The following is a 25,646-nucleotide window of genomic DNA, read 5'->3' as shown; positions in this document are numbered from 1 at the left end:
GCAGCTTCATTTCGCTAAATGCTAACTTTCAGCTAGTCGTTTTTCCCACTCTTGTAAGGAGCGGTGCTCATTAATATCTTTTAAATGATCTGGCACCTCTATGTAGCACATAAACTCTAAGCTATTACCATCTAAGTCTTTAAAATAAACGGAAGCGTTGCCTTGGTATGGCCTTACAAACGGTTCAACTGACGTTCTATTTCCAAATGGGACTGCCGAAATCCCTTTATTCCTTAACCATTCTACAGCGTTTTTCATATCGTTGTAATCAATAGTAAACGCAACATGCCTTAGCGAGGGAGCATACGGTGTTTTATATTCTTCTCCTTCCCATAATCCCAGCCAGCTTTCCCCCTTAACAATCCAGAAAAAGGCTACGGTCTCGCTTTGCCAAGCGAGCTCCAATCCCAAGTTTTCATAAAATATAATTGAATTTTTCAAATCTTTGACCGGCAAATGCGCTTCATATAATCCTTTAATCATAATAAGAACTCCTTCACTTATTATTCGACACAGTTTACTTTATTTTACACATCATTTAAACCCTTTCCATTGAGAATGTGCTGCACATATTTTTCAATTCTTGACTTTCGCGTTTCAGACCTTTTGGCTTTTTTTATGAATCCATCCACCTTACGACTCTTTTTACTATTTGTCATCAAAAACACCCTCGCTCCATTTTTTTGATCAAATGACCGCCAGAAGATCTTTTTTAATTTTATCAATTAAATATTTTGCATCCTTTGAAACCCCTAATAACAACGCTGATCCTCTAGTATGTTGCCACGACAAGCCTAGAAAATATAAACCTTTGACGGGGCTTATACCACGTTTATGTTTTGGCTGACCGGAATTACTTACAACTCCGCTAATATTAATCCAGGAATAGTCAAAACAAAACCCTGTACACCAAATGACATTATCGATCTCTAATGACTCCTTGTTTTCAAAAATGACATTGTTTCCTTGTATTTTGTCTAATCTTTTTTTCTGTATTATCTGACCACTTTTAACATACTTTCTATGTTCTTTACCGATAATTGGGTCATTGTTTCTAATGAGCTGTCCTATTTTTGAATCATTGGACACATCGGATATTTTAAGTTTTTCAAACCACCAAAAAATACTCTTATTTAGTATCTTCTTTGGTAAAACCTTTCGCTTACGACCTTCTGAAACGTAAACTTTCTTGTGTTTAGCAATCTCCGTCGCTATTTGTAATCCCGAGTTTCCAGCCCCAACAATTAAGGTAGTCCCTCGGTTTAATTCGGATGGGTTCTTATACTTGGAGGAATGAACTTGATAAACGTTTGAGTCCAAATTCTTAGCCATTTTTGGAACAAATGGCGTCTGAAAAGGACCAGTTGCAACCACGACTATTTTTGCATGGTAAGTAGCTTGTGAGGTTATGACAATCTTTTGGTTTGATTGTTCTTTTATGGAGATCACTTCTGTATTCATTTTAATAGGTAAATCAAACTTTTCAGCATATATGGATAAGTAGTTGGCCACATCGTCTTTTGAAGGGTATTCAACTGGGTTTCCCTCAAGATCAAGTTGAGGTAATGAACTATAACTACGAGGTGTAAACAACACTAAAGAATCGTATCTCTTTCTCCAAGAATCCCCTACTTGATCATGTGCATCTACTACAATGTGGCGAATATTTTCCTGTTTCAAATAATAGCTCATAGATAAACCGGCTTGTCCAGCTCCAATAACGATGACATCAAGATTTTTAATTTTAACCACTTCCAATTTCTAAAGTTCGCCATACTTTCTAAGGATTTCAGTGATCGTCCAGGTTAGACCTTCCAATTCTCCTCGTTCTAGTTACCTCTATAAGTTTTATTTACTAACCAACTCCTCTATATAATCATAGTCGATTGCATGATTGACTGATGTATGGAAAAACCCCTTGTACCTTATTGTAGCGTCTGAATTTATTGTTAGTTCTTTGATCTTTTTCCCTTCATCATCAAAAATGGTTGTTCTAAACCTATAACCCATCACCCCAAATGAAGGCTTCCCTTTTTGGAAAGTGACCCCATTCAAATTATTAATAATATGGTTGATGTCGCTTTCTTCAGTAATCTCGATTTCATGACCAGTGTTCCCATCAAAAACTGTTATCTTAGAAACATGATTTGGGTCTAAATTTACGACTTTATGGGGTACAAATGTTAACGCAAAAATTAAAAATAAAGCCACTGGAATGCGTATTATGATCCACTTCAGCCATTTTCTAATCATCATAATCCCTGCCCTTTTTATTTACTATATTAGCATAACTCTAGCTTTTAAATTGTCTTTTTCAATTATTGCTTAATCAACGTGCTTATTTAGTGAAAAACTCCTGCTTATCTAAGATATGTACTATACTTGGAGTACTAAAACAGCAATCTAAAAGAAACCCTGGTCTCCCTTATATGCTACTCTAGATGTAGGTAAAATTAAAATTTTGAAATATCATATTTGGAGGTCATGTAATGGGATCAAGTAAACCTGTAACGATAACAGTAGAAACGACAGTTCATGCACCTGTCGAGGAAGTCTGGGAGTATTGGACAGAACCAAAGCATATAACACAATGGTGTTTTGCTACTGACGAATGGCATGCACCAAAAGCCGACAATGATTTACGGGTTGGCGGAAAATTTGTTACAAGAATGGAAGCAAAGGATGGCAGTTTTGGATTCGATTTTGCTGGCGTTTATGATGAAGTGAGAAAAAATGAATGTATTGCATTCTCTCTTGAAGATGGACGAAAGACGACTGTTACTTTTGTTAGTCTTGGCAACCAGACTAGAGTAACTGAAGCGTTTGAAGCAGAAAATACCAATGAGATTGAGATGCAAAAAGAAGGCTGGCAAGCGATTTTAGACAATTTTAAAAAGTATAGTGAGCTTAACACTAAAACGTCTATTGCCAAGTAAACTTGCTGTAAAGGGTCATTTATCTGCCGTTCCATTATTGATTGAAAAGAGGTTGTCGATATCAAGCACCTCGACAACCTTTTTGTTGCCTGCTTCTTTAGTGAAAGAGCGTTCCTGCTTCCTACAGAAACGCCCCCCTTTAGTGAAGAATTTATTTTAAGATCTTACTTCCCTTTCACTTTCGAAATTGATGTCTGTCTTATGAATGGGAGAATAACCATTTACCCATACCTCATCAGTCCTTACTTGGAAATTCCAACGACCCCATTGACTATGACTTGGATAGGTCAGTAGCAGTTGTACTTCCTCAGCACCATATTTATTTTTTAATGTATGTTCAAGTTGGACTTTAGAAGTTGACAGAAGTCCAAGATATAAACAGATCAAGATCGAACCCGTAAGAATCATGACTCTACCTTTATGATGAAACAATCCAATAATAACGCTGATAAGCAAAGTGATGATCATCACAAAATCCACACTGGCGATGATATGAAAATCAAATTCTCTTTTAACAAAAGGAAAGAGAAAGGCTACGCCATTTCCAATATAATCTATAAAAATATGACCCATTAAAACAGTTATTGAAAAAGTAATAAAGGTCTTCACAAATGAAAAATCTTTAATAAAGATACGAAAAGCTACGGTAAAGAGTAAGCCAAACAGTGGTACTGAAAAAATGGCGTGACCGAATAAATCGCCAAAAAACTTTGTGATATCTGGTGAAACAGCAGCTGCCCCTCCAAACAAAAACATGATGCTTCGTTTTTTCTTCGATAAGACATCCTTGTTAAACAAAATATAGGACATACTGACACCTACCAAAAAGTGCAGTATTGTATGTATGAGATATTCCATTTCATCCTCCCCGCATAACACTTACATCATAAGTGATGTTATGGATATGCATAATTAATATATGCTACAAACCTCTTACTGAATTTGGAATTTGATTAAAAAGTGCAGTTCAATTTTCATGGCGAAAGTTGAGTCTACTATTTTACGTTTTTCAATACATTTTTTCAATAAAAAGATGGCGAAAAGCCGCATCTTTCAACAGTTCCACTTTTCATTTACTGGGCTTTTGAAATGTTACTCATTGGCTCATCTTTGATCATTTTACTGCAGTATAATGCCCCGCACTACGTATTCGGCACTCCAACAAGAAATCTCATCCATCTCGGCTTCTGCAATAATATCTTGCTCAGGATCAGATTCACGGTAACCTAATGTAAGTACATGTTTACTTTTAACATAAGGTTTCCGGTTCTCTAAATTCGATAAAATGTCTGTGCCTTTTCCCGTTATAATGGCTAAAGCCATGCCTCCAGCAACAGCATATGTTTTATTTCCCCTGTGGTAATAGTCTGGATGCGCATCAAGATGAATCAAACCAAATCTTTACGTGCTAAAGCAAGCGTACTTCCGACTAATATTCTGCAAATCCCTTAGTGTCCAGAACCCCTTCTACATCATCTGCTAGATCAATCGAAAAAGAAGCCAACACGTTACCATTAAGAGCCCCATCATTATAAACCTTTTTCCTCCGGATATGTCGGTTTAGGTCATATCTTTGTAGCTCTAGGGTCGAGTGATGAATGAAATTACGGCAAAAAAAATACGAAACAGCACATGTGTTTTCGTATACTAAAAATTATTAATACAATGTGTTAATTTGCCATTTTTTCTGTGGTAAAATATTCCCTAAGGAACACTCCCGAATTTCTCAGCAAAGGAGGGAGTTTGATTGAAATCAATAACCGTCAAAACGCTCGACCTACTTATTGCGGTAGTTAAACTTGTAACTGCAATTGTTATACTGTTTACCGTTCTGTAACATGTAGGGGTGTTTAACTCGAATCTAACGTTCTCCGGTCTAGCCAACCGTCCTGAGGTCTTACCCATAAACCTCAAATCCTCCAGGGAGTGTGTGAATGTTGGTGAAGAGGGGACACCCCTATAAACGAAAGAAGACAGAGGAGCCACCCCTGCCTTCATCCCATAATTGTGTCTGATTGAATCTCAATACCGTCAATTAGTATATCCTCTGTAATTCATATTATACTCAGGTAGGGCACAATTGTAAACATATAAATTATAAAAATGATATCGAAATTACCACTAAATCCCCTGCAAACACTTCAAAATCCATTCCTTTTACCTCAATCCGATGGGACCCATTATACAATGATTGTATTCTATAACCCCCGTATTTTTTTGCATTTTAAGCAAAATGGGACCCGTATTTAATCGTCATTTTCGCAGTCCATTTCCAGATTCCTTCTATTCAACAATCTGGCTCGTTAATGGAATAATACTTAAATTATTGTAACCATAAAAACAAGACTCTTTTATTCTCCCTCTGAAAATTCTCTTTTTCTTCGACTGGAAATAATCAACGGCCCCAATACTACCAGTCGAATCGATATCCCCAGCCAATTCAAGACATTAAATCAGTTGTATTCAAGACAAAATCACCTCTACTTCCAAAAAAAACGCATGTTCGGAGTTAATTAAGGTATACTCCAACATGCGTTTTTTAAACAACTTTATTATGAATTAAAGACTTTATTATAAATTAAACAACTTTTTTATTACTCAACAAAACTTAGGAATGATAGGTGCTTCACTTACTCCACTGTCACTGACTTCGCCAAGTTTCTTGGCTTATCGACGTCGCAGCCGCGTTGGAGGGCAGCGTAGTAAGAAATCAGCTGTAGTGGGATGACAGAGACGAGTGGTGTGAGTAACGGATGAACGTCCGGTAATACCCATGCGTCTCCTTCACGATCTAATCCTTTGGCCACGATGGTGCATGTGTTTGCGCCGCGTGCTTCTACTTCTTGTGCATTACTCCGCGTATTCTTAGCGATCTGTGGGTCGGTAATGACGGTGAAGACTGGGGTGCCGTCTTCAATAAGGGCAATGGTCCCGTGCTTCAGCTCTCCTCCTGCGTATCCTTCCGCTTGGATATAGGAGATTTCCTTCAGCTTCAATGCACCCTCGATAACAACGTTATAGTCTGCTTGACGACCGATGAAGAAGCAGCTGCGTACACCTGTGAGATACTCATCGACAATGTCTTTCGCTTTGTCTTTCATGTCCTTCAGCTGTTCCATCGCTGTTGAGATCGTTCTGAGCTCATGGAACATGTCGATGTTGTTCTCTAGGTTCTGCTCTGCTTCTAGGTAGATGGCAAATAGAGCCATAACAGCAATTTGAGCCGTGTACGCTTTGGTAGAAGCAACTGCAATCTCAGGTCCTGCGTGCGTGAGGAGCTTATAGTCTGCTTCACGGTAGAGCGTACTGCCTTGCACGTTCGTGATCGTCAAGGTACGGTGGCCTTGTTCTTTCACTTGGTTCAGCACACCGCGAGAGTCTGCCGTTTCCCCAGATTGACTAATGAAGATAAATAGAACATCGTCTTCAATAATCGGGTTAGCGTACATATATTCAGAAGCGATATGCACTTCAGTTGGGATACGGGCGATGTTCTCGATAATACTTTTACCGACTAGCCCCGCATGATAACTGGTTCCGCAGGCAACGATGTGTACGCGTCGAGGCACACTGAGTCCATCCAACTCTTTACCGATATTGAGCTGTCCGTCTTCGTCTTGGTATTGACTGATGATGTTACGCATCACGGTCGGTTGTTCATCGATTTCCTTCAGCATGAAGTGGTCGTATTGACCCGTTTCAACGGAGCTGATATCCCAGTCGACGGTGTACGTTTCACGGTCGATGATCTCGCCGTCATAGTTCTTAATCGTTAGAGTGTCACGATCAAAAACGACGTACTCAAGATCTCTAAGTTCCTTGAATTCGTTTGTGACGTGAATCATCGCTGTTGCGTCACTGGCGACCATGTTTTCTCCGTTCTCGGTAATCCCGGCCAAAAGCGGACTCTTGTTCTTCGCCGCATAAATCTTAGACGTGTCTTCACGGTCTATGAGGGCAATCGCGTATGAACCGTCTAGGAGATTGAGTACCTGACGGAACGCGTCTTCTGTTTCGTACCCTTTTTGACTGAAGGCATCGATAAGGTGAACAATAATCTCCGTGTCCGTCTCACTTAAGCGTTCAACCTTCGGCACGTACTGATCCTTCAGCTCTTGATAGTTCTCAATAATCCCGTTATGGACAAGGGTAAATCGACCAGAGTAGCTTTGATGCGGGTGTGCGTTCGTCTGAGTAGGCGCACCGTGCGTGGCCCAACGTGTGTGGCCAATGCCAACGGTCCCTTCGATCTCAACGTCCCCGATTAAGCTTTCTAGTGCTTTGATTTTACCTTTTTCTTTGTATATATTAACGTCCTCGTCATTCACGACACAGATACCTGCGGAGTCATATCCACGATACTCTAAACGTTTCAATCCTGATAATACGACGTCCTTCGCGTTCTTAGCTCCCATATATCCAACAATACCACACATGTTTGCGTTCCTCCTATCGTTGATAGGGGACCGCTCACACTGTAAACATGAGCGCATGGTTCTCTCTATATGATTTACAGGGGATGCGATCCCCTATCATTCCGTTTATTTTAGATTATTTATCATATCATCCGTGTCATGATTTTTGTACCTTAGGGTCACCCCTAGGGTTTGTATCATGACTTGACTGCAGCGGGTTCTGCAGGGAGGCATCCGCCGAATACTCGATAAAACCTCCACCTCGTCAGCTAGGTCTCCTCCTAGCCCTGGCGCTTGAGATATGCAGTTGTTCCCTCGGTCCTCCTCTTCCTTTCTTGAGTCGTAATTCCAATATACCACACTTATTAGGACTTTCGTCAATCCCTTTAATTCTCTGGCGGTACTTGGTACTTTTACAATATGAAAAAAAGGGGTCGCTCGTGACCCCTTTGCGCTAGATAACGACAGACGCTTAATCGTCTAAGCCAAGCTCTTGTTGGACAACGTCAGCGATAGATTGCACCCAACCGTCTAGGCGCACCGCATCTTCTGCTTCAGCCATAACACGGACGAGGGGTTCTGTACCTGACGCACGGACGAGCACGCGTCCTTTACCGTCCATTTCTTTTTCCACTTTTTCAATTTGCGCCTGTACAGCCGTATTTTCCATAACACGATATTTGTCTGTCACTCGGACATTCACCATGGTTTGCGGATAGATGGTGAGATCTTGCACCAGATTGGAGAGTGACTGTCCTGATTCCTTCACCACATTAACGAGCTGTAAGGCGGACAACATGCCATCACCGGTTGTATTGCAGTCTAAGAAGATAATATGTCCAGACTGTTCGCCACCCATGGTATAGCCTTCTTCACGCATTTTTTCCATGACGTAGCGGTCACCTACTTTGGTGGTCTCGACGTTAATCCCTTTCGCCTCCAGCGCTTTGTAAAAGCCGAGGTTGCTCATCACTGTGGCCACAACGGTGTTTTGTTGCAGGTTCCCTTTTTCTTTCAGTGCTAGCGCACAGACGTACATGATCTGGTCCCCGTCGACCACTTCACCGTGTTCATCAACAGCGATTAGGCGGTCTGCATCACCATCGAAAGCGAGACCGAGGTCGGCCCCTTTTTCCTTGACCGTTTCCTGTAGCGCTTCGATGTGTGTGGATCCGACACCTTCATTGATGTTAAAGCCATTAGGGTTGGAACCGATCGTGGTGATTTGGGCACCCAAGTCGCCAAACAACTGCGGCGCCAAGGAAGAAGCCGCACCGTGCGCACAATCTAGCACGATGTGTAAGCCTTCAAAGTCATTTTTTACGGTCGACTTAAGGTAGGAGATGTACTTCTGCCCACCTTCAAAGTAGTCGCTCACATAACCGATCGCTTCTCCTGTTGGGCGTGGGAGTGTATCTTCATTAGCGTCTAAAAGTTGCTCGATCTCTTCTTCTTTTTCATCGAGTAATTTAAATCCGTCTGGCCCGAAAAATTTAATACCATTATCTGCAACCGGGTTATGGGAAGCAGAGATCATGACGCCAGCATGTGCACCTAAAGCTTTCGTTAAGTAAGCCACCCCTGGTGTAGAAATGACACCGAGACGCATCACTTCAATGCCTACTGATAGTAGACCTGCGATTAATGCCCCTTCCAACATCTGTCCAGACACTCTCGTATCTCGACCGATGAGCACTTTAGGGTCTTGGGCTTCCTTGGTTAGTACATGACCTCCACATCGACCGATTTTAAATGCTAATTCAGGCGTTAGCTCAAGATTGGCCACGCCACGGACACCATCTGTTCCAAAATACTTCCCCATGGTAATCACTCTCCTTCTTCTTCCTCGTTCGCTTCAGTTGTTGTACTCATAGAACGTTGAGATTGTATGGTTATATTCACCTGATCCTCTGCTGGGGTTCCTTGTATATATGAGGGGAGATCCACTGCAATATCTACGGTGTGCGCTCCCTGGGATAAATCTGTCACATCAATATAAACGTCTAACTGCTCCTGTTGCAGGTCATTCACCCGCTCCTGGCTCCCTGATAGGACAAGTTCTGATAGTACCTGTTCATCGTCTTCAAAGATAACCTCATATGCTTCATCTAAGCCTCTGACTTGAATAGGAACATCGTTAAAAGTCCGACTAACGGTTGGCCCCACCTCGACCTGGACTTCTACTTCTTGGGGACGTAAGTAAATCCATTGCCTTTCTCGGGGTAGCGTCACATCCTTCGTCGTGGATCCGTCTATTTCGGATAAATCCACCGTCACCGGAATTTCTGATAACGTGTTCAATACATCGAGTGGGGCAGCCACCTCCACACTCTCCCTATTAAGCGCAATACGAGAGAAGCTCAGACCATCTGGTAACGAGTTAACAAGATCTAATCGCAAAGGCACTGTGGTACTTGGACTATGAATAGGCACTTCCACTTCTGCTGTCTCAGGACTGAGCTCTACTTCCAGCACATTACCTTCGCGATCATAAGCTTTCAGTTCGACTTCGTCGTTTAATCGTTCATCTGCATTATCTATATTCAGGTACCCTCGTATGGTTGAAATACGCTCTAAAACTGATACCGGCGCAATCGCGAATACCTCATCCGGTGTGACGGCAGGCTGGCCGACTTCAAATCCTGCCTCGGTCTCGCCGGTAAGCACCAGTTCAACGTTATAGGATTCTAACCCTTTCTCCTCCAATACCACACGGATATGACTCGGAATGAATTCAACCTGAAGTTCATCAGGGAACCCTTCGTGCTGTAAAGGCACGTCATGGGTACCCGCTTCTAGTCCAGATAGATCGGCGTACACACGATAAGGGTCAGTACGAAGTTGGTTAGCAAAGAGTACAGAGCGGCGACCCGTCAGGATCATGCGTACATCCTCTTCAACCTCCGTTAAGGCGTAACGCTCTTCATCGTAAATGACTTCTACGTCCACGTTTTCTACGCTGATTTCATCGTTGTGTTGTTGTCCTGGCACGTGGGGCTGATCAATATTCACAATCATCCACAGCATGACCGCAAGTACAAATGCAATCACGAGCCAGAAGACGTTACTACGAAGTACTTTATCCATTATGTTTCCCCCTTGACCAGAAGGACGGCGCTGCCTTCTGCTGCGGTCGCAGCTCGGTGTCAAGTCGTTCATGGACGTCCTCTGCTGAGAGGTCACGATAAATTTCCCCGTTTTTGGCGATGGATAATTGTCCGGTCTCCTCTGAGACGATCAGCGCGAGACAGTCCGTCATTTCACTGAGTCCGAGGGCGGCCCGGTGTCGTGTGCCCAGCTCTTTACTAATAAAAGGATTCTCTGATAATGGGAGATAGCAGCCGGCTGCTTTTACTTGATCTTTACGTACGATAACGGCCCCATCGTGCAAGGGCGTGTTCGGTATAAAGATATTAATCAGTAGCTCTGAAGAGGCATGACCGTCTATGTTTATCCCTGTCTCAACATAATCGTTGAGGCCCGTTTCCAGTTCATAAACAATGAGCGCCCCTATTCTACGCTTCGCTAGGTACTGGACGGCTTTTACCGTATCTTCAATGACTTTGACGTACTTTTCATCATCGGGATGTGAGGTTCTAGCGAACAGCTTCCCTCTACCGAGCTGCTCTAACGCCCGTCTCAGCTCTGGTTGAAAGATGATCAAAACGGCTAGCACACCGTACGTCATCGTCTGTGTGATAATAAAAGATAGCGTCTTCAAGCCGAAAAAGCTGCTTAATAACCACGCGACGACAATGACGAACAGACCCTTCAAAAGCTGAACGGCTCGTGTCCCCCTGATTAAGGTGATGAGATAGTAAATGACAAGGGTCACGAGTAAAATATCAATAATCTCTATAAAGTATTCCATCATTGTAAGTTCAAACAGCCAGTCCATTCACCATCCCTCTTTCTGCGGAGTGCCATTTACAGTGCTTATCATGATAATTATAGTTTTTGCTATGTATGGCATCTTATCCAATAATGTGCAATAAACGCAAAGATAAGCACGGGTCCCCGTGCTTAAGCCATTCTATCTTATTTTAACTGATTTCATCATCGTTTGGAACCGCCTCTTTTATCCATCGTGTGACATGATGCCACGCCCATTTGATAAACTGGTCAATCTCTTCAACTTCTCCTACGATATGGGCGGTCGAAGAGAGATACACGTGGCCTTCGGTGACAATGATATCTCCTTTTACCTCTCCTCTAACCTCAACGTTACCGTTCCTGACTCTCATATCTCCTGGTACACTAATGCCGTCAGGCACAATGACCTTATTGTCCTCATGCTGTATGATGAGCGCTTCTACATTCGGGGCGGACACCGTGAGCTGTTCTGAGCCATTGGACCAAATGGAGAAGAGACTAGAAGACATCAGCACAAGGAACAAAGTGGCCGCAACGATGAACGGATGCCCTTTTACCCATGATTTGAGTTGGTGTTTGGTGTCCTTCTGTGGCAAACGTGTCATCACATTATCAACGAAGTTAACTGGGGCCTCAACCTTGGAGTCGGAATGACCTTGGAGCAATGTTACCGTTTGTTCCAGTGAGCGCATGTCTTCTCTGCACTCAGGACATTGGTCAATATGCTGGTGCAGCTGTTCTATTTCTGCCTGTGATAAATCTCCGTCAAGATATTCGTGAATCAGCTTTTTAGCATCTTGGCAAGTCATCCCTCACCCTTCCTTTCTCAGTCTACTCATGAAGTTATTCATGTTAGGTTTTGTAACTGTTTTTTTAATGCTTCTCTTCCACGGTGTATTCTCGTTTTGATCGTGGTGACGGGTAAATCTATCACTTCGCTGATTTCTTGTAAACTCAAATCTTGGAGGTATCTTAGGATTATGATGGTTTTGTATTGAGGTGGAAGTTTGTCGATGGCAAGTTGGACTTCCTCCCGCAACTCTAACGTCATCACTTCTTCTTCCGGCGTGTCTGTGGTACTGGCCACTTGGGAGTATAATGCTAACCCTTCTACACCAGCGACCTCTTGATCTAGGGACTGCACATGCTGTTTTCGCTTTCTCAAGTGATCAATACATAGATTTGTAGCAATGCGATAAATCCAAGTTGAAAATTTATGATCATCATTATAGCGATCAAGCTTCGTATAGACTCTAATAAACGTTTCTTGGGCCACATCTTCAGCCTCCGTATGGTTTCCTAGCATACGGTAAGCGAGATGATATATTTTATTTTTATATCGCTCGACGATGGCTCTAAACGCTGTTCGACTCCCAGCGCTAGCCTTTTTTATTAGTTTTCTCTCTGTCCGATCCATTGATCTGTACCTCCGCATAAAGGCGGTTATTATGCTTACGTATGAAGCACACAAAAGTTTCACCTCAACCATTTTAACACAAGCATTTTTATTATTGGGAAAAATATCAAGAAAAAAACAGCCCATCAAAAGGGCTGAGAAGGTCTGTCATTTCGTTAAAGCCTTTTATGATACAATTAAAACGGGTGAAAGGAGGTGAGCTTAATTGGAGCTTTTTGCCTTCATTCTCCTCGTTTTAGGAGTGGCGGAGCGTGTACTTAACATCACAGACAAGACATTAGACATCATAAAAAAGCGTTTCCGTCAGTAAAGAAAGAAGCACTCGTCACTGGTCCTGACGAGTGCTTCTATTAGTTTCATGGGTGAATTTGGTCTGCCTAATGAAACTTTTTGCCTTCTTTAGTGTATGCGTTTCTTAATTTCATTATACACCAAAATTCCCTTTTGTAAACGGATATCAATGTATGATTACAGTAATTTCTCTCCGAATAAAGACCCCATTAGAGCAACGGCGACGTTAGCTGTTTTGTTACGCTCATCTAGTATAGGGTTAACCTCTACAAATTCAGCTGATGTGAGAATGTCTGCTTCTGCTAAAATCTCCATTGCAAGATGGCTCTCACGATACGAAATACCTCCGATCACGGGAGTTCCAACACCCGGGGCATCGCTCGGATCTAGCCCGTCTAAATCAAGACTTAGATGAACACCGTCCGTTCCGTCCGTCACATGGGCGATGGCCTCTTCCATGACGTGTGTCATCCCCAGACGGTCAATTTCGTGCATCGTAAACACTTTCATCCCGCTCTCTCTAATGTACTCCTTCTCACCGGCGTCGAGCTCCCTAGCGCCAATAATCACGACATTCTCAGGCTTGATCTTCGGATTGTAGTCTAAAATGTTTGTCAGTTTCTCATGTCCATTTCCGAGACTGACAGCAAGTGGCATACCGTGGATGTTTCCTGATGGGGACGTATCTCCTGTATTAAGGTCTCCGTGGGCATCGTACCAGATGACCCCTAAATTCTGTTTGTGCTTGGCCACACCTGCTAGTGTTCCGATGGCAATGCTGTGGTCCCCACCAAATACGAGAGGAAAGCGATCTTCAGCCATAATAGCGCTTACTTTTTTGGCCAACTCTTCATTAACAGCAACCACTTCCTCTAAAAATTTTAGATTTTGTTCGTTAGGGATTCGCTTCTCTAGTCTAGGGATATTTAAATCTCCCAAATCGTTAATATGATGACCGAGTCTTTCAAGACGTTTAATGGCATTCGCGTATCGTATGGCACTTGGCCCCATGTCCACGCCTCTGCGTCCTTGTCCTAAGTCCATTGGAACTCCGACAATACTCATATTCTTTTTCATTTTCTCATCCCCCCAATAACGTATAACTCTATTAAAACAGTGATGAGGAAATGACTCAACTCGACAAAAATCTGCATATATATCCACGCACTAAAAAAAACAGCTCCTTAATGGAACTGTCTGTTAAAAGGTGAAAAAACCTTATCTTTACGTCCTATATGTAATGGTGAGCCATGAAGGATTCCGACGCTTTAGCTAGTCTCGCGTCCTTCTTCTATCTATAACATCTATAATCTGCAGCGAGGGAACCGTAGCTGAGAATCCTTTACTTCTATCTGTAATGGTGAGCCATGAAGGAGTCCGACGCTTTAGCTAGTCTCGCGTCCTTCTTCTATCTATAACATCTATAATCTGCAGCGAGGGAACCGTAGCTGAGAATCCTTTACTTCTATCTGTAATGGTGAGCCATGAAGGAGTCCGACGCTTTAGCTAGTCTCGCTTCCTTCTTCTATCTATAACTGTTTCTATCTATAATCTGAAGCGAGGGAACCGTAGGTGAGAATCCTTTACTTCTATATGTAATGGTGAGCCATGAAGGATTCCGACGCTTTAGCTAGTCTCGCTTCCTTCTTCTATCTATAACTGTTTCTATCTATAATCTGAAGCGAGGGAACCGTAGGTGAGAATCCTTTACTTCTATATGTAATGGTGAGCCATGAAGGATTCGAACCTTCGACCCTCTGATTAAAAGTCAGATGCTCTGCCAGCTGAGCTAATGGCTCACAATGGTGGAGGGGGAGAGATTCGAACTCCCGAACCCAGAGGGAGCGGATTTACAGTCCGCCGCGTTTAGCCACTTCGCTACCCCTCCACATATATATCAAGTCGTTTTTGAGTGACATGTAGGCGACAATTCTAGCGATATTAATCTATCGTAACATCAGGCCTATATGGTGTCTCAAAGCGACAACAATCGTGATTATACTCTATATCTAGTAAACTGTAAAGGGTTTATGTTGAATTCGAAATGGTCCGAAAATTAAACCCAAATCTTAAAACTTATTCTGAACTAGGCACGGAAAAAGCCCTATTTGCAAAGTAGGGCTTGCTATGACAAAGACGGTATAACATGGAGCCGATCACCTGTCTCTTTTCCTTTTTTTCTTCAAAAATGCGATGGATGCAGATAAAACATAAGCAAGATAATCCCTAGTCCAATCAAGATAAACAAAACTCTTACTGACCAGAAGGGTAAAAAACGGTGCAGGCCCATGACGATCGACCCTACTAATGCTTTGTTAGGATATTTGCGCCATAGGGTCTCATCTTTGTAATCCAGCTTTTCTAGCTTCTTTTTGTTTATAAAGAAGCCGGTAAATATAAACAACACGCCTATGATGATACTTGCGATAAACAGTGCCCTGATCACATACATGTAAACACTCCCGTTGGTTGAGCCCATTTTTAAAAGATTTTAGATAGACGATAACAATTCATGTTTGCGTATTCTCTTTTAGATTATGCGCTAAATGGCCATTTTTATGATGCCAACTGGAGGAAGTGTTACAAGTTACCCTAACCGTTTATCGGGAACGCATCTCAACGTTTGTTCAAGAGATTAACCGGGATTTTGGAGGCTACCTTCCATTCATTTGCTTTTTTGTTTCCGTAGTAAGGTGCTACTTAGGGTTCTCTGGTGTTTTAACAGCAGGGTTATTATCCCCACCCAGCCTACGCCTTGATGTTTCCCTTCTGCCCACCGCAGGTACATGGTTAGATACCTTACCTAACCCGAATTTGGGCATATTACCATATATACATTCATAATTTTGAGGCTGTACGATATACGTTTCATGGTATATCCCCACTGAGCCGTCCGTTCCTATAGACTGATTAAATTTCTTCCACGCCTCGAGGTGAATGCCCTCTCTCGCATACTTTTCTAACTGCTCATAAGATCGCCAATATTGAAGGAGCGTCGCGCCTCGCCACTGTAGGAAATACTCCGTACCTAAAAAGCCCAAGTCTTCATTGTCATAGAGCTCTTTTATCATCTTCTCCATAGCCCTAAATATCGGAAGCCATTTATGTATGGCTAACAGCTTATTCACTCTCACACCGATTATAAAAATGACAAATTCTCCTTCTATCTCGGCCGTAAACCTTCCCTTGTGAACGGTTGCCATAAGGATCACTTCCTTCAAGTCGTTTCTAACCCTTTATATCTTTTTCATCTTCAACCTCTTATGTCACTGGCAACCCTTAATCCTTGACAACACCCATGACAAATCCGTCATACCCTTTAACACCCACTGTTTGGAGGGCCGTTGTTTCTATGCGAGATTCTTCCGATAGCAAATGGATAAACTGACGTGTACCCTGGATGCTGTCATCATCACTATTGTCCTCAATCACTTTGCCATTACGTACCACATTATCTACTAAAATAACCGTCCCCGGTTTGGATAGTTGTAGTGCCCACTGCAAGTAGTGAGGATTATTCTGTTTATCGGCATCGATAAAGATCATATCGAATGGATTTTTCTCTTGATCTTTCAGCGTTGGCAGTATGTCTAACGCAGGGCCAACCTTGATCTCTATTTTATTTTCTAGACCCGCTAATGTAATGTTTTTCTCCGCCACTTCTGCATGTTTATGCTCGAGTTCAAGGGTTATAAGCTTCCCGTCATGTGGTAAAGCACGGCCAAGCCAGACACTACTGTAACCTCCGAGCGTTCCGATCTCTAGAATATGCTTTGCCCCTTTGAGCTTCGCCAGTAAGTAGAGAAATTTCCCTTGATTAGGAGACACATCAATAGCAGGTAGATTGGCTTCTGCATTAGCGGTCAATATCTTATCCATGACTTCATCATTCTCATGGAGCATCGAACTAAAATAAAGGTCAACATCTTGCCATATGTCAGACTTATTCATACCATTTCCTCCTTCATTTGTGGCTTATTTTACATATAGTTATATTAACCCCTACCTTTAAGATACTAATCTGATTTTTAATTTACCAATAAAAGGATTTACTTTATTATAGCATACTCTATTTTCTAAGAGAGGATGGGCTGAGGGTCGTTAATGTTTAATACACCGTACATCATGCAATTTTGCTGCCCTCTACTCTTATCAAGCTATAAAAAAACCAGCTGGGAATTCCCAACCGGTTAAAAAGGTCGTTATTTTATTTCTTTTGTTAACTTTTCTGCTATCTGCTTTTTTCTATAATCTACTCAGATGTTAAAGGGCTATAAGTTAGTTTTGATAGAAAAGCGGAGATCCTGGACCGAGGTCCCAACCGAAGAACACCCATGCGAATAGCATAATAATCCAAATGATGCTAAAGGCGATAGAGTACGGGATCATAGTGGTAATTAGTGTTCCGATACCCGCTTTCTTATCATACTTCTGAGCGAAAGCAATGACGATCGCAAAGTAAGGCATCAATGGTGTGATAATGTTCGTCGTGGAGTCCGCGATACGATAGGCCACCTGGGTTAATTCTGGGGAGTACCCCAATTGCATCATCATAGGCACGAAAACAGGTGCCATGATGGCCCATTTGGCTGAGGCACTACCGATAAACAGGTTAATAAACCCTGCAACGGCGATAAAGGTTAGAATTAACGGGAAGCCGCCAAATCCAACATTATTGATGAACTCCGCCCCTTTTATGGCTAGAACAATTCCCATATTCGTCTCACCGAAGTAAGCGACGAATTGTCCTGCGGCAAAGGCTAGTACAATATAAGCGCCCATTGTGGCCATTGTTTCTGACATTTGATCGGCGACGTCTTTATCAGACTTAATACTCTTCGTCACAATACCGTATACGATACCTGGGATTAAGAAAGCGATAAAGATAATCGGTACCAGAGAACTAAAGAATGGAGATTGTATAATCTCTCCACCCTCTCCTCTTAGTGGTCCCCATTCAGGCACAATGAGTAGGGCAAGAGCTGCAATTGTCACTAGTACAGAGATACCTGAGGCAATTACACCTTTACGCTCTGCTTGGCTAAGTGTTGTAATCTCGTCTTCTTGGACACCGCCCGTGTATTGACCTAGTCTAGGTTCGACAATCTTATCTGTGACGAAGGTTCCCACAATCGTGAGAATAAACACAGACGTAATCATAAAGTAGTAGTTCATGGCAATGTTCATGCCTTCAGCATAACTAGCGTTACTAGTGGCTGCTGCTTCCATCGTCAGTCCTGCTAGTAAAGGATCTAGCGATGTGATAAACAGGTTCGCACTATATCCTGCAGACACTCCAGCGAATGCTGCCGCAAGTCCCGCTAACGGATGTCGTCCTATAGCTGCAAATAAGACGGCACCTAATGGCGTAAGCACAACGTATCCCGCATCTGCTGCCATACTTGACATAATACCAGCAAACACAAGTGCTGCCGTTAGTAATTGTTTAGGAACGGTTGTTACAAGCCCTCTAAGCATAGCACTAATGAGACCGGAACGTTCGGCAATCCCAATTCCTAGCATCGTCACCAATACAGTGCCGAGTGGCGCAAATCCAGTAAAGTTATCGACTGCACTAGTGAACATATACTGTACGCCGTCAGCTGAAAGTAAGTTTTGAACCGCAATTGTTTCTCCATTATGCTCTACCATCACGTCGAACAGTGCTAAAACCCATGATAAAAGAACCACAAGTCCAGCAAACATGAAGAATAAGGTAATAGGGTGCGGAAGCCTGTTACCGATATATTCGATACGGTCTAAAGTACGATGGATCATACCTTGTTTGTTATTCTCTCTCACGTTTCCCCACGCTCCTCTCTCTTAGTTGACATTGACGCCTTGTGTTATAAGCGTAATTTTTCTGAATATAGACACAAAACAGTGAGAAATGAAAAGCACGGTCCCATAAAGAGAGCCGTGCCCAAATATCAAAATTTGTCGAAAAAATCCATCTTCAGCTATGATACTGGAATTCCAACATAATATCAATAGTTTTTATAAGGAAATTTCAGTCATATTACTCATATAGAAAAATTGAGATACAATAAGGTAACCCCAACTAAACTTAAGATAATAACAGCTAATATACTTTTGTTACTCATACTGACTGCTCCCCTTTCTGAATGCTTTTGTCCACGAAGCCTTGTCAATTATAGAAGATGGGTACCCCAATCTTTCATCCCATGTGCTTTTTTCATAACACCTTGCTAATGTAATAAAAAAAAACGACGGGGTAACTAAATCTTATTAGTCCCCGTCGTTGTACGTTTTATGTATGGAGCTTCCAGTCGGGTTTGAATCGACGACCTCTTCCTTACCATGTGAACCGCGAGCATTTTAATAAATTTTAACTTGCCACATCCACACGAAGCATTCAACTATGCATTTGTCGAATCCTTTAGAGCGAACAAACACTAGTTTTGTATGAAATATAGAGGAATAATCTTTGCCTATGTAGAATGGAACTCATTGGTGAAAGTTAAAAATGTTGAGACATTTTCAATTTATGATGCTGAAACCGGAGAAAATTGTAAGAATGGCTTTGAAGTCAAAGAGTAATACTATTTAAAATAAGAAATTTCAGTGTTATTAGAAAGGGTTTTAAAATGAAAAAAGAAACATTATGGATGGCGATATCTGGAATATTGGTTCTTGTTGTTATTTATCAGTATAATGAGTATAGACATCTAAAAATGAGTTACGAAAGTTATGATATCTCAATGTACCTATATGTTCAAAGACAATTGGAGTACCATTCAGATTTAGTAGATAACGATGATGCAAGGAAAGGACTTATTGAGGTTATGGGACGTACTCATAGTACAGGGGGGAAGCGTTCGTTAATATTATCTTTACTTGCTGCTAAATTAGAAGGTTTAGATGGTAAAGAAATTACACAGGAAACAACAGAGAGATTAGAATCAATAGGTAAGTTAATGGAACCACATTCGTGGGGATTAGGTACCGAAGTAAAATTTGAAATGTCGGATAAAAGGTATCAAGAACTATTGGATGAAATAGAAAAATTATAATTCAATTTTCGCATGGAGAGTAGACTTGTTTGATGACTATGATGTCGTATAAATAATAGACTGTTTAGATACACGTAGTATTTAGATTTATGGGAGTGATAGCAATCGGTAATTATATATTCAGCGGCATCATCTTTCTTGTTATTGGTTTATCTTTTATCATTCCTAGTTTAGTAGGAAATTTAAATACGATAAAACTAATTATAGGGATATTAAATATAATATATGGCATGTACTTAATAACAAGAAAATATTAATAATATACAAAAGCACCCTAACCGGTGCTTTTTCTTCTGCGCCCTTCTGCGCCCAAACGACTTAGTTTGTGGTGGGGGTGGGTGATGATGTAGATAGACCTGCCATTGCTTTGCACACCGAGATTCAGTCGTAATTCGTCAGCATATTTGGACTAGTCAAGGTGTTGGTCAAGACGTTTACACTAAAAAACGACGGTAAGCTAACCGCTTATAACCCCCGTCGTTGTGCGTTTTATGTATGGAGCTTCCAGCCGGGTTTGAACCGACGACCTCTTCCTTACCATGGAAGCGCTCTACCTACTGAGCTATGGAAGCATGGCTCCGCAGGTAGGACTCGAACCTACGACCGATCGGTTAACAGCCGATTGCTCTACCACTGAGCTACTGCGGAATAATGCGTCATCATTGAGTGATAACCAAAATGTATAATGTTGAATCAAATAATGTGTGTGACTGAACGATTAAGTTTCATCTTTTAAAAGACATGTTTTAGTATACAACGGTTAGTGCGTTTTTTCAACTCTTTTCAATGATTTTTCACACTTTAGCGGTGGCAAAATTTATTTACCTTTTACACTAGCTCATACCTTTATCATACCTTGCGAGTGGATTTGGGCAAGATGTACTTTGATAATTCTTTCCCAGATACGAAACGACTATACATTTTAAACACTATTTTATAACGCTCTTCCATCGCTTTTTTGACAATACCATCGATGCGAGGGTCACCTAGGTCTAGTAAGAGTTCTTCAAGTTCCTTCTTAATCAAATACTCCATCTCCTGTGTTTCTTTTCTCGTCAATAGTATTCCAAGCATAATGCCACAAACACCCCTGTCTCAGTATAAAATATAGATCAGTTCAAAACATATCAGCACATAGACACATAGACTTGAAAAAAACCCATGTGTCATATGTTATTTCCTATTTGGGGTGTTTTTATAGCATTAATTTGATATTAATTTTCTGAAGGCATATGGGGTTCAAGTAATCCGGGTGTGATAAAGCCCTCTATGAGGCCAGCGACAAGCAACACGAGTATGAGTATCAAAATGAGAAAAAGGGCCCCCTTCGCTCTGTCAATTAAAACGGGTAAGGTTTGTTCACGCCAGAATGTCCGTACATCGCCACGTTCACTGCTAAATAAGTGGGAAAGAAACTGCCCTTGACCAAATAACCAACCGAGAACGCGTAGGCCAAAGAAGAGTCCTACTCCCCCGGCGATAATAATAGCAGGTAGCTCTAGAACCCCGTGCGGAAGGATACCATACAGGAATAATGTGAGTGGTGATACCCCTTCTTCTGCCGTGAGGCCGAGTATATAACCTACAGCAACCCCATTTACAAACAAGGAACTCAAGGGTATGAAAAACAGGGCCGTTCCAGCGAGCATCATCACGAGTGCAGCCGTTACGTTGTTGGTAAAAATAATCCAGCTCGTGTACAGCGGATCGTCATTGTCTCCTATGATTTCACTTACTTCTTCAAGTTGTTCTAGGACTTGGGCTATCGCCTCTTCAAACACGTGGGGGTAGGTATACCCGGCACACGTGCCAAGGAGCATAAGGAAACCGGAAAAGATAATATAAGACTGACTTTCAGACATGAGTTTTTTTAAGGCTTGTAACATTTATTTATTCACCTCGTGATGATTTGGACATATTTTATGCCTTGTCTACATACACATCATTAGTGATGAAGCATATGGACAGGGGGTGACATGTATGAGCGGATTTTGGACATTTAATCTGCAAAAAATGAAAAAAACGGCCATTTTAGTCGTCGCAGCGCTTTTCACTGCGGGTGTGTTTTATGCTGAACGAGATAGTGTGAGTGTATTCAAGGTCACAGCGGGGGAAAATGATCCCCAAGCCATTTCTAGTGTAGACACCGATGAAAAGAAGGTGGCGCTCACATTTGATATTTCATGGGGCAATGAGCGGCCGGGCCCCATACTAGATGCCCTAGAGCAAAAAGGCGTTAAACAAGCGACATTCTTCCTCTCTTCTCCATGGGCAGAACACCATCCGGAGATTGTGGAGCGTATTAATGAACTAGGTTTCGAAATTGGCTCTCATGGCCATAAACATGTGAACTACAGTCGACTTAAGGACGATGAGATCAGGGAACAAATCTTAAAGTCTCATCGGACACTACAATCGCTTATCAGTGACACGCCAACCTTAATTCGTACGCCGAATGGTGACTTCGATAAACGGGTGTTACGAATTGCCGATGAACTGGGCTATCAAGTGATTCAATGGGATACAGACTCCAAAGACTGGCTCAATCCCGGTGTCGACAAAATCGTAGACAATGTCGTCTCTAATGCTCACCCAGGGGATATTATTCTCTTTCACGCCAGTGACTCCAGTAAACAAACCCATGAGGCACTCCCCCGTATTATCGATGAGCTAAGAGAACAAGGTTATGCCTTTGTCACCGTTTCGGAGCTTATCAGCGGCGTTGAGAGTACAGTAGATGAACTAGATTAACTGACTTGATATTGAGAAAGCACTTAGGTTAAGGCCTAAGCGCTTTTTTTGCTTGCGGGGGCTGTTAGTTTTTGTAATATTAAAAGCTGCCATAAATTACATACCAGTATGGTGCTTAGCATGAGTGTCACCCAAACCACATCGTTCTGTGTGACGGCAGGGACTATTTCAATGGTCGTGACAACGTATAAAAAGAAAACCGCTGGGATAAAGGCATGTTGGTTTGTGAACTTGGCCTTCAAATACCCGCCTATTAGGGCCACAATCAAAAGCACCGTTGGTAACAGCATAAAGTCTGCCCATGATTGACCCGCTTGGGCAAAGGCAAGGTAGCGTAAATACACAAGGTCAAAAAATGTAAAGGCGATGATCATAATTTGTACGCCGTTCCAGAGTTTATGAGTCTTAAAAATACCTAAACCAAAACGATGAATGGTCAAATAAGCAAAAAAGCCCATCTGACTGATGACACTAAACATCAATCCAACGATAAAAATCCAAATACCGGCTGCGACCAACTCATCAGGGTCATCTAAGCCCCCTGTTAGGTCTCCCCAACCAACGATCATGTTAGTGATAATAATGGTAATGCCGCCGACCAATAATGTCGATATGAATAAAAATAACCAACGTCTAATATTCAGTGTTCTCACCACTTTCTAGTCTGTCCTCTACGATTGTACCAAAAAGAATAAATTGACGCTATAGAAGCATATTAAGGTATAGATATTTGGAAAGGAGACGACAAGCATGGGCAGACTACGGAATTTTAAAAGCCGCACGTTAGGGAGCCAGAAATGGATGAGCCAATGGGACCCATTTACTAAAAGCCAATCCAAGCTCATTCGCTCGATATCTTTGTTAGTTATTATCGTTATCGCCACACAGTTATTAGTCAGTTGTGCGCCTAACCAAAATGCACAATCAAAAGGTCAGCCTGAGTATAAGGAACTTAAGTCCATGGTATTGGACATTATGAATACAGAAGAGGGAAAAAAAGCGATACAAGAGTCTATGAAGGAGCAATCACAAAGTAAGGATCAAATGATCCTAAGCTCCCCTGAAGTGAAAAAGACCATTGAAGAGACGTTACTGACGCCTGAAAGCAAGAAGCAGTGGCAGGAGATCATGAAAGACCCGGAATTTGCTAAACAGTATGCCAAACATATCGAAGATGAAAACAAGAAATTGATTAAAGATCTCATGAAAGATCCTGAGTACCGCCAAAGTATGATGGAGATTTTCCAAGACCCAGAAATGGAACAACAGTTTCTGAAAGTTGCCGAATCCAAAGCCTTCCGCCAACAAACCATGTCCGTCATGAAAGAAGCCATTGAAAGCCCGTACTTCCGCCTTGAGCTACTCGAGCTCCTCAGCAAAGTAGCTGAACAGCCGCCTAAAGGAGAGCAAGGTGGCGGTGGTGGCGGAAGTGGTGGTAGTGGTGGTAGTGGTGGTAGTGGTGGTAGTGGTGGCAGCGATGGTGGCGGTGGAGGTGGAAGTTAAGTTTATCTCCCCAAAATAATCATCAACATTAAAAAATCGAGCCGTGAAACATAATGGCTCGATTTTTTTATTGACGTCACCGTCGGGCCCGAAGGGATTCGTAATTAATTAAGTTAACGCGTCTTGTTCATCCTTAAGGAGAAGGCGACTTAGGGACCAACCAAGAATAGCGTTTCCATGTATTGTTTTATTTCGTTTTCGTTTATTTTTATCGCACCTTACTGTCTAATGTCTTGGCGAGATCCATGTAGATATCGCCAATGAGTGAGCCCTCTGGATAGATCGCTGTACGATGTTCACCAGGTGCAACATCTTGTTTGGGCTGTCCTAGCGGAATTTGAGCCACGAGTTCAGTCTTCAAATTCTCTGCTAGCTTCTCCCCACCGCCTTGTCCAAAAATATAATCCTTTGTGCCGTCAGGAAGTGGGTAATAGGACATATTCTCTACAACCCCGAGAATTTCATGATTGGTCTTCAGTGCCATGGCTCCCGCTCTCGCAGCAACAAACGCGGCCGTCGTGTGCGGGGTCGTCACGATAATCTCCCTGCTATGCGGTATCATCTGATGCACATCTAAAGCCACATCACCCGTTCCAGGGGGAAGGTCCAGGATGAGATAATCTAATTCTCCCCATTCCACTTCTCCAAAGAAATTACGTAGCATTTTACCTAGCATGGGCCCTCTCCAAATCACGGGAGAGTTATCTTCGACAAAAAAGCCCATAGACATCACTTTTACCCCTTGAACAACAACAGGGTGAATGACCTCACCCACGACGCGTGGACGCTCATCAATGCCCATCATATCTGGGACACTAAAACCGTAGATATCGGCATCAACAACTCCTACTTTTTTACCTAGGCGTTGAAGTGCAGTCGCGAGGTTTACAGTCACCGTCGACTTCCCAACGCCCCCTTTTCCACTGGTAATTGAGATCACCGTTGTACCGCTGTCCGGTGAGAGAAGATCCGTAACGTTCGGCTGGGCTTGACCTTGTCCCTGGGCGCCTAGCTTTTGCAACTCTTCTTCAGAAAGCGCTTCGAATCTTAAGCCTACTGTTTCAGCACCTGCTTCTTTTACCATTTGGACCACTTGTTGCTGTAGTTGCATTTGCTCTTGCGTCCCCGTCTGGGCTAACGCAATTTTTAGACTGACGTGGTTCTCCTTCAATCTACACTCACGTATGAGCCCCGCTTCGACTAGGCTCACATTTAAATCAGGTTCACGTACATCTTTTAATACTTGACGAATTTTTTCTTCCGTTAGCAAGTTAGACACCTCGACTTGTACAGTTTTGTCTATGCGTATCATGAATGAGATACATATGTATTCAATTTTTCTAAAGGTTCACTTGTACGAAGGTTTTCTAGTGTGATGAAGTGCCCCTTGTTCCTTCTTGTTATAAATTTTTCGTCTTTTTATTAT

General features: G+C 42.2%; 24 protein-coding genes and 4 tRNA genes. 4 read left to right on the top strand and 24 right to left on the bottom strand.

What is annotated here, in order from left to right; all coding sequences use genetic code 11:
• Nucleotides 1-21: 21 nt before the first annotated feature.
• The 3 genes from JKM87_RS15600 to JKM87_RS15590 form a co-directional block, all read right to left on the bottom strand.
• Complete coding sequence (locus JKM87_RS15600; protein WP_202081292.1) at nucleotides 22-483, bottom strand: VOC family protein; 462 nt, start codon at nucleotides 481-483, stop codon at nucleotides 22-24.
• 204 nt (nucleotides 484-687) lie between these two features.
• Complete coding sequence (locus JKM87_RS15595) at nucleotides 688-1,758, bottom strand: flavin-containing monooxygenase (protein WP_236838876.1); 1,071 nt, start codon at nucleotides 1,756-1,758, stop codon at nucleotides 688-690.
• A 90-nt stretch (nucleotides 1,759-1,848) separates the two neighbouring features.
• Nucleotides 1,849-2,256 carry a hypothetical protein gene (locus JKM87_RS15590; protein ID WP_236838875.1) on the bottom strand — a complete coding sequence of 136 codons (408 nt, stop codon included), beginning with the start codon at nucleotides 2,254-2,256 and terminating at the stop codon, nucleotides 1,849-1,851.
• Between the two features lie 233 nt (nucleotides 2,257-2,489).
• Here JKM87_RS15590 and JKM87_RS15585 point away from each other — a divergent pair, with 233 nt between their 5' ends.
• Complete coding sequence (locus JKM87_RS15585) at nucleotides 2,490-2,936, top strand: SRPBCC family protein (RefSeq protein ID WP_202081291.1); 447 nt, start codon at nucleotides 2,490-2,492, stop codon at nucleotides 2,934-2,936.
• Between the two features lie 156 nt (nucleotides 2,937-3,092).
• Here JKM87_RS15585 and JKM87_RS15580 read toward each other — a convergent pair whose 3' ends face one another.
• The 15 genes from JKM87_RS15580 to JKM87_RS15510 form a co-directional block, all read right to left on the bottom strand.
• The gene (locus JKM87_RS15580; protein WP_202081290.1) at nucleotides 3,093-3,794 is read right to left on the bottom strand and encodes a metal-dependent hydrolase; all 702 of its coding nucleotides are present in this window, start codon (nucleotides 3,792-3,794) and stop codon (nucleotides 3,093-3,095) included.
• A 261-nt stretch (nucleotides 3,795-4,055) separates the two neighbouring features.
• Nucleotides 4,056-4,328 carry an arginase family protein gene (locus JKM87_RS15575; RefSeq protein WP_202081289.1) on the bottom strand — a complete coding sequence of 91 codons (273 nt, stop codon included), beginning with the start codon at nucleotides 4,326-4,328 and terminating at the stop codon, nucleotides 4,056-4,058.
• Nucleotides 4,329-5,566: 1,238 nt separating this feature from the next.
• Nucleotides 5,567-7,372, bottom strand: coding sequence for a glutamine--fructose-6-phosphate transaminase (isomerizing) (glmS, locus tag JKM87_RS15570; protein WP_202081288.1), 1,806 nt, complete (start codon nucleotides 7,370-7,372; stop codon nucleotides 5,567-5,569).
• A 451-nt stretch (nucleotides 7,373-7,823) separates the two neighbouring features.
• Nucleotides 7,824-9,173 (bottom strand): phosphoglucosamine mutase, encoded by a 1,350-nt coding sequence (glmM, locus tag JKM87_RS15565; protein ID WP_202081287.1) that lies wholly within the window; start codon nucleotides 9,171-9,173, stop codon nucleotides 7,824-7,826.
• Nucleotides 9,174-9,178: 5 nt separating this feature from the next.
• Nucleotides 9,179-10,438: a CdaR family protein gene (locus JKM87_RS15560; protein WP_202081286.1), complete on the bottom strand. Its 1,260-nt coding sequence runs from the start codon at nucleotides 10,436-10,438 to the stop codon at nucleotides 9,179-9,181.
• A complete protein-coding gene (cdaA, locus tag JKM87_RS15555) occupies nucleotides 10,431-11,249 on the bottom strand; it encodes a diadenylate cyclase CdaA (protein ID WP_202081285.1) in 819 nt (272 codons plus the stop codon). Before cdaA ends, JKM87_RS15560 begins: the two co-directional genes overlap by 8 nt.
• Before the next feature lie 145 nt (nucleotides 11,250-11,394).
• The gene (locus tag JKM87_RS15550) at nucleotides 11,395-12,033 is read right to left on the bottom strand and encodes a zf-HC2 domain-containing protein (protein ID WP_202081284.1); all 639 of its coding nucleotides are present in this window, start codon (nucleotides 12,031-12,033) and stop codon (nucleotides 11,395-11,397) included.
• Between the two features lie 38 nt (nucleotides 12,034-12,071).
• Complete coding sequence (gene sigW, locus JKM87_RS15545) at nucleotides 12,072-12,641, bottom strand: RNA polymerase sigma factor SigW (RefSeq protein ID WP_202081283.1); 570 nt, start codon at nucleotides 12,639-12,641, stop codon at nucleotides 12,072-12,074.
• Between the two features lie 468 nt (nucleotides 12,642-13,109).
• Nucleotides 13,110-14,009, bottom strand: coding sequence for an arginase (gene rocF, locus JKM87_RS15540; protein WP_202081282.1), 900 nt, complete (start codon nucleotides 14,007-14,009; stop codon nucleotides 13,110-13,112).
• Nucleotides 14,010-14,655: 646 nt separating this feature from the next.
• Nucleotides 14,656-14,731: transfer RNA gene (locus JKM87_RS15535), tRNA-Lys, on the bottom strand.
• A gap of 4 nt (nucleotides 14,732-14,735) precedes the next feature.
• Nucleotides 14,736-14,820, bottom strand: a tRNA-Tyr gene (locus tag JKM87_RS15530).
• A gap of 294 nt (nucleotides 14,821-15,114) precedes the next feature.
• Entirely contained in the window at nucleotides 15,115-15,384 is a 270-nt protein-coding gene (locus JKM87_RS15525; protein WP_202081281.1) for a hypothetical protein, read from the bottom strand.
• Between the two features lie 244 nt (nucleotides 15,385-15,628).
• Nucleotides 15,629-16,135, bottom strand: coding sequence for a DUF4188 domain-containing protein (locus JKM87_RS15520; protein ID WP_202081280.1), 507 nt, complete (start codon nucleotides 16,133-16,135; stop codon nucleotides 15,629-15,631).
• A gap of 76 nt (nucleotides 16,136-16,211) precedes the next feature.
• Nucleotides 16,212-16,883 carry an O-methyltransferase gene (locus JKM87_RS15515; RefSeq protein ID WP_202081279.1) on the bottom strand — a complete coding sequence of 224 codons (672 nt, stop codon included), beginning with the start codon at nucleotides 16,881-16,883 and terminating at the stop codon, nucleotides 16,212-16,214.
• 327 nt (nucleotides 16,884-17,210) lie between these two features.
• Complete coding sequence (locus JKM87_RS15510; RefSeq protein WP_336885194.1) at nucleotides 17,211-18,734, bottom strand: AbgT family transporter; 1,524 nt, start codon at nucleotides 18,732-18,734, stop codon at nucleotides 17,211-17,213.
• An 806-nt stretch (nucleotides 18,735-19,540) separates the two neighbouring features.
• Here JKM87_RS15510 and JKM87_RS15505 point away from each other — a divergent pair.
• Nucleotides 19,541-19,966 (top strand): hypothetical protein, encoded by a 426-nt coding sequence (locus JKM87_RS15505; RefSeq protein WP_202081278.1) that lies wholly within the window; start codon nucleotides 19,541-19,543, stop codon nucleotides 19,964-19,966.
• Between the two features lie 496 nt (nucleotides 19,967-20,462).
• On the opposite strand, the gene JKM87_RS15500 is transcribed toward JKM87_RS15505, so the two are convergent.
• The 4 genes from JKM87_RS15500 to JKM87_RS15485 all read right to left on the bottom strand — a co-directional run bounded on the left by JKM87_RS15500 (nucleotide 20,463) and on the right by JKM87_RS15485 (nucleotide 21,852).
• A tRNA-Thr gene (locus JKM87_RS15500) sits at nucleotides 20,463-20,538 on the bottom strand.
• A gap of 1 nt (nucleotide 20,539) precedes the next feature.
• Nucleotides 20,540-20,614, bottom strand: a tRNA-Asn gene (locus tag JKM87_RS15495).
• 201 nt (nucleotides 20,615-20,815) lie between these two features.
• Nucleotides 20,816-21,040 carry a hypothetical protein gene (locus JKM87_RS15490; RefSeq protein ID WP_202081277.1) on the bottom strand — a complete coding sequence of 75 codons (225 nt, stop codon included), beginning with the start codon at nucleotides 21,038-21,040 and terminating at the stop codon, nucleotides 20,816-20,818.
• A 140-nt stretch (nucleotides 21,041-21,180) separates the two neighbouring features.
• On the bottom strand, nucleotides 21,181-21,852 hold the full coding sequence (locus tag JKM87_RS15485) for a stage II sporulation protein M (protein ID WP_202081276.1): 672 nt from the start codon (nucleotides 21,850-21,852) through the stop codon (nucleotides 21,181-21,183).
• A gap of 94 nt (nucleotides 21,853-21,946) precedes the next feature.
• Between JKM87_RS15485 and pdaB the strand changes: the two genes are divergently transcribed.
• Nucleotides 21,947-22,717, top strand: coding sequence for a polysaccharide deacetylase family sporulation protein PdaB (pdaB, locus tag JKM87_RS15480; RefSeq protein WP_202081275.1), 771 nt, complete (start codon nucleotides 21,947-21,949; stop codon nucleotides 22,715-22,717).
• Between the two features lie 35 nt (nucleotides 22,718-22,752).
• On the opposite strand, the gene JKM87_RS15475 is transcribed toward pdaB, so the two are convergent.
• Nucleotides 22,753-23,370, bottom strand: coding sequence for a KinB-signaling pathway activation protein (locus JKM87_RS15475; RefSeq protein ID WP_419761870.1), 618 nt, complete (start codon nucleotides 23,368-23,370; stop codon nucleotides 22,753-22,755).
• A 97-nt stretch (nucleotides 23,371-23,467) separates the two neighbouring features.
• On the opposite strand from JKM87_RS15475, the gene gerD reads away from it, so the two are divergent.
• Nucleotides 23,468-24,220 carry a spore germination lipoprotein GerD gene (gerD, locus tag JKM87_RS15470; protein ID WP_202081274.1) on the top strand — a complete coding sequence of 251 codons (753 nt, stop codon included), beginning with the start codon at nucleotides 23,468-23,470 and terminating at the stop codon, nucleotides 24,218-24,220.
• A 208-nt stretch (nucleotides 24,221-24,428) separates the two neighbouring features.
• On the opposite strand, the gene JKM87_RS15465 is transcribed toward gerD, so the two are convergent.
• On the bottom strand, nucleotides 24,429-25,490 hold the full coding sequence (locus JKM87_RS15465) for an Mrp/NBP35 family ATP-binding protein (protein ID WP_202081307.1): 1,062 nt from the start codon (nucleotides 25,488-25,490) through the stop codon (nucleotides 24,429-24,431).
• Nucleotides 25,491-25,646 lie beyond the last annotated feature (156 nt).

Origin of the sequence: Caldalkalibacillus salinus, assembly GCF_016745835.1 — a bacterium.
Lineage (GTDB): Bacteria > Bacillota > Bacilli > Caldalkalibacillales > JCM-10596 > Caldalkalibacillus_A > Caldalkalibacillus_A salinus.
This window is presented reverse-complemented; position numbering and strand designations above follow the sequence as displayed.

What these genes read in the sequence shown, in the direction of transcription:
- JKM87_RS15600 (WP_202081292.1), bottom strand. Translation starts at nt 483, where the DNA reads ATGATTAAAGGATTATATGAAGCGCATTTGCCGGTCAAAGATTTGAAA.
- JKM87_RS15590 (WP_236838875.1), bottom strand. Translation starts at nt 2,256, where the DNA reads ATGATGATTAGAAAATGGCTGAAGTGGATCATAATACGCATTCCAGTG.
- JKM87_RS15585 (WP_202081291.1), top strand. Translation starts at nt 2,490, where the DNA reads ATGGGATCAAGTAAACCTGTAACGATAACAGTAGAAACGACAGTTCAT.
- JKM87_RS15580 (WP_202081290.1), bottom strand. Translation starts at nt 3,794, where the DNA reads ATGGAATATCTCATACATACAATACTGCACTTTTTGGTAGGTGTCAGT.
- glmS (WP_202081288.1), bottom strand. Translation starts at nt 7,372, where the DNA reads ATGTGTGGTATTGTTGGATATATGGGAGCTAAGAACGCGAAGGACGTC.
- glmM (WP_202081287.1), bottom strand. Translation starts at nt 9,173, where the DNA reads ATGGGGAAGTATTTTGGAACAGATGGTGTCCGTGGCGTGGCCAATCTT.
- JKM87_RS15560 (WP_202081286.1), bottom strand. Translation starts at nt 10,438, where the DNA reads ATGGATAAAGTACTTCGTAGTAACGTCTTCTGGCTCGTGATTGCATTT.
- cdaA (WP_202081285.1), bottom strand. Translation starts at nt 11,249, where the DNA reads ATGGACTGGCTGTTTGAACTTACAATGATGGAATACTTTATAGAGATT.
- JKM87_RS15550 (WP_202081284.1), bottom strand. Translation starts at nt 12,033, where the DNA reads ATGACTTGCCAAGATGCTAAAAAGCTGATTCACGAATATCTTGACGGA.
- sigW (WP_202081283.1), bottom strand. Translation starts at nt 12,641, where the DNA reads ATGGATCGGACAGAGAGAAAACTAATAAAAAAGGCTAGCGCTGGGAGT.
- rocF (WP_202081282.1), bottom strand. Translation starts at nt 14,009, where the DNA reads ATGAAAAAGAATATGAGTATTGTCGGAGTTCCAATGGACTTAGGACAA.
- JKM87_RS15525 (WP_202081281.1), bottom strand. Translation starts at nt 15,384, where the DNA reads ATGTATGTGATCAGGGCACTGTTTATCGCAAGTATCATCATAGGCGTG.
- JKM87_RS15520 (WP_202081280.1), bottom strand. Translation starts at nt 16,135, where the DNA reads ATGGCAACCGTTCACAAGGGAAGGTTTACGGCCGAGATAGAAGGAGAA.
- JKM87_RS15515 (WP_202081279.1), bottom strand. Translation starts at nt 16,883, where the DNA reads ATGAATAAGTCTGACATATGGCAAGATGTTGACCTTTATTTTAGTTCG.
- JKM87_RS15505 (WP_202081278.1), top strand. Translation starts at nt 19,541, where the DNA reads ATGAAAAAAGAAACATTATGGATGGCGATATCTGGAATATTGGTTCTT.
- JKM87_RS15490 (WP_202081277.1), bottom strand. Translation starts at nt 21,040, where the DNA reads ATGCTTGGAATACTATTGACGAGAAAAGAAACACAGGAGATGGAGTAT.
- JKM87_RS15485 (WP_202081276.1), bottom strand. Translation starts at nt 21,852, where the DNA reads ATGTTACAAGCCTTAAAAAAACTCATGTCTGAAAGTCAGTCTTATATT.
- pdaB (WP_202081275.1), top strand. Translation starts at nt 21,947, where the DNA reads ATGAGCGGATTTTGGACATTTAATCTGCAAAAAATGAAAAAAACGGCC.
- gerD (WP_202081274.1), top strand. Translation starts at nt 23,468, where the DNA reads ATGGGCAGACTACGGAATTTTAAAAGCCGCACGTTAGGGAGCCAGAAA.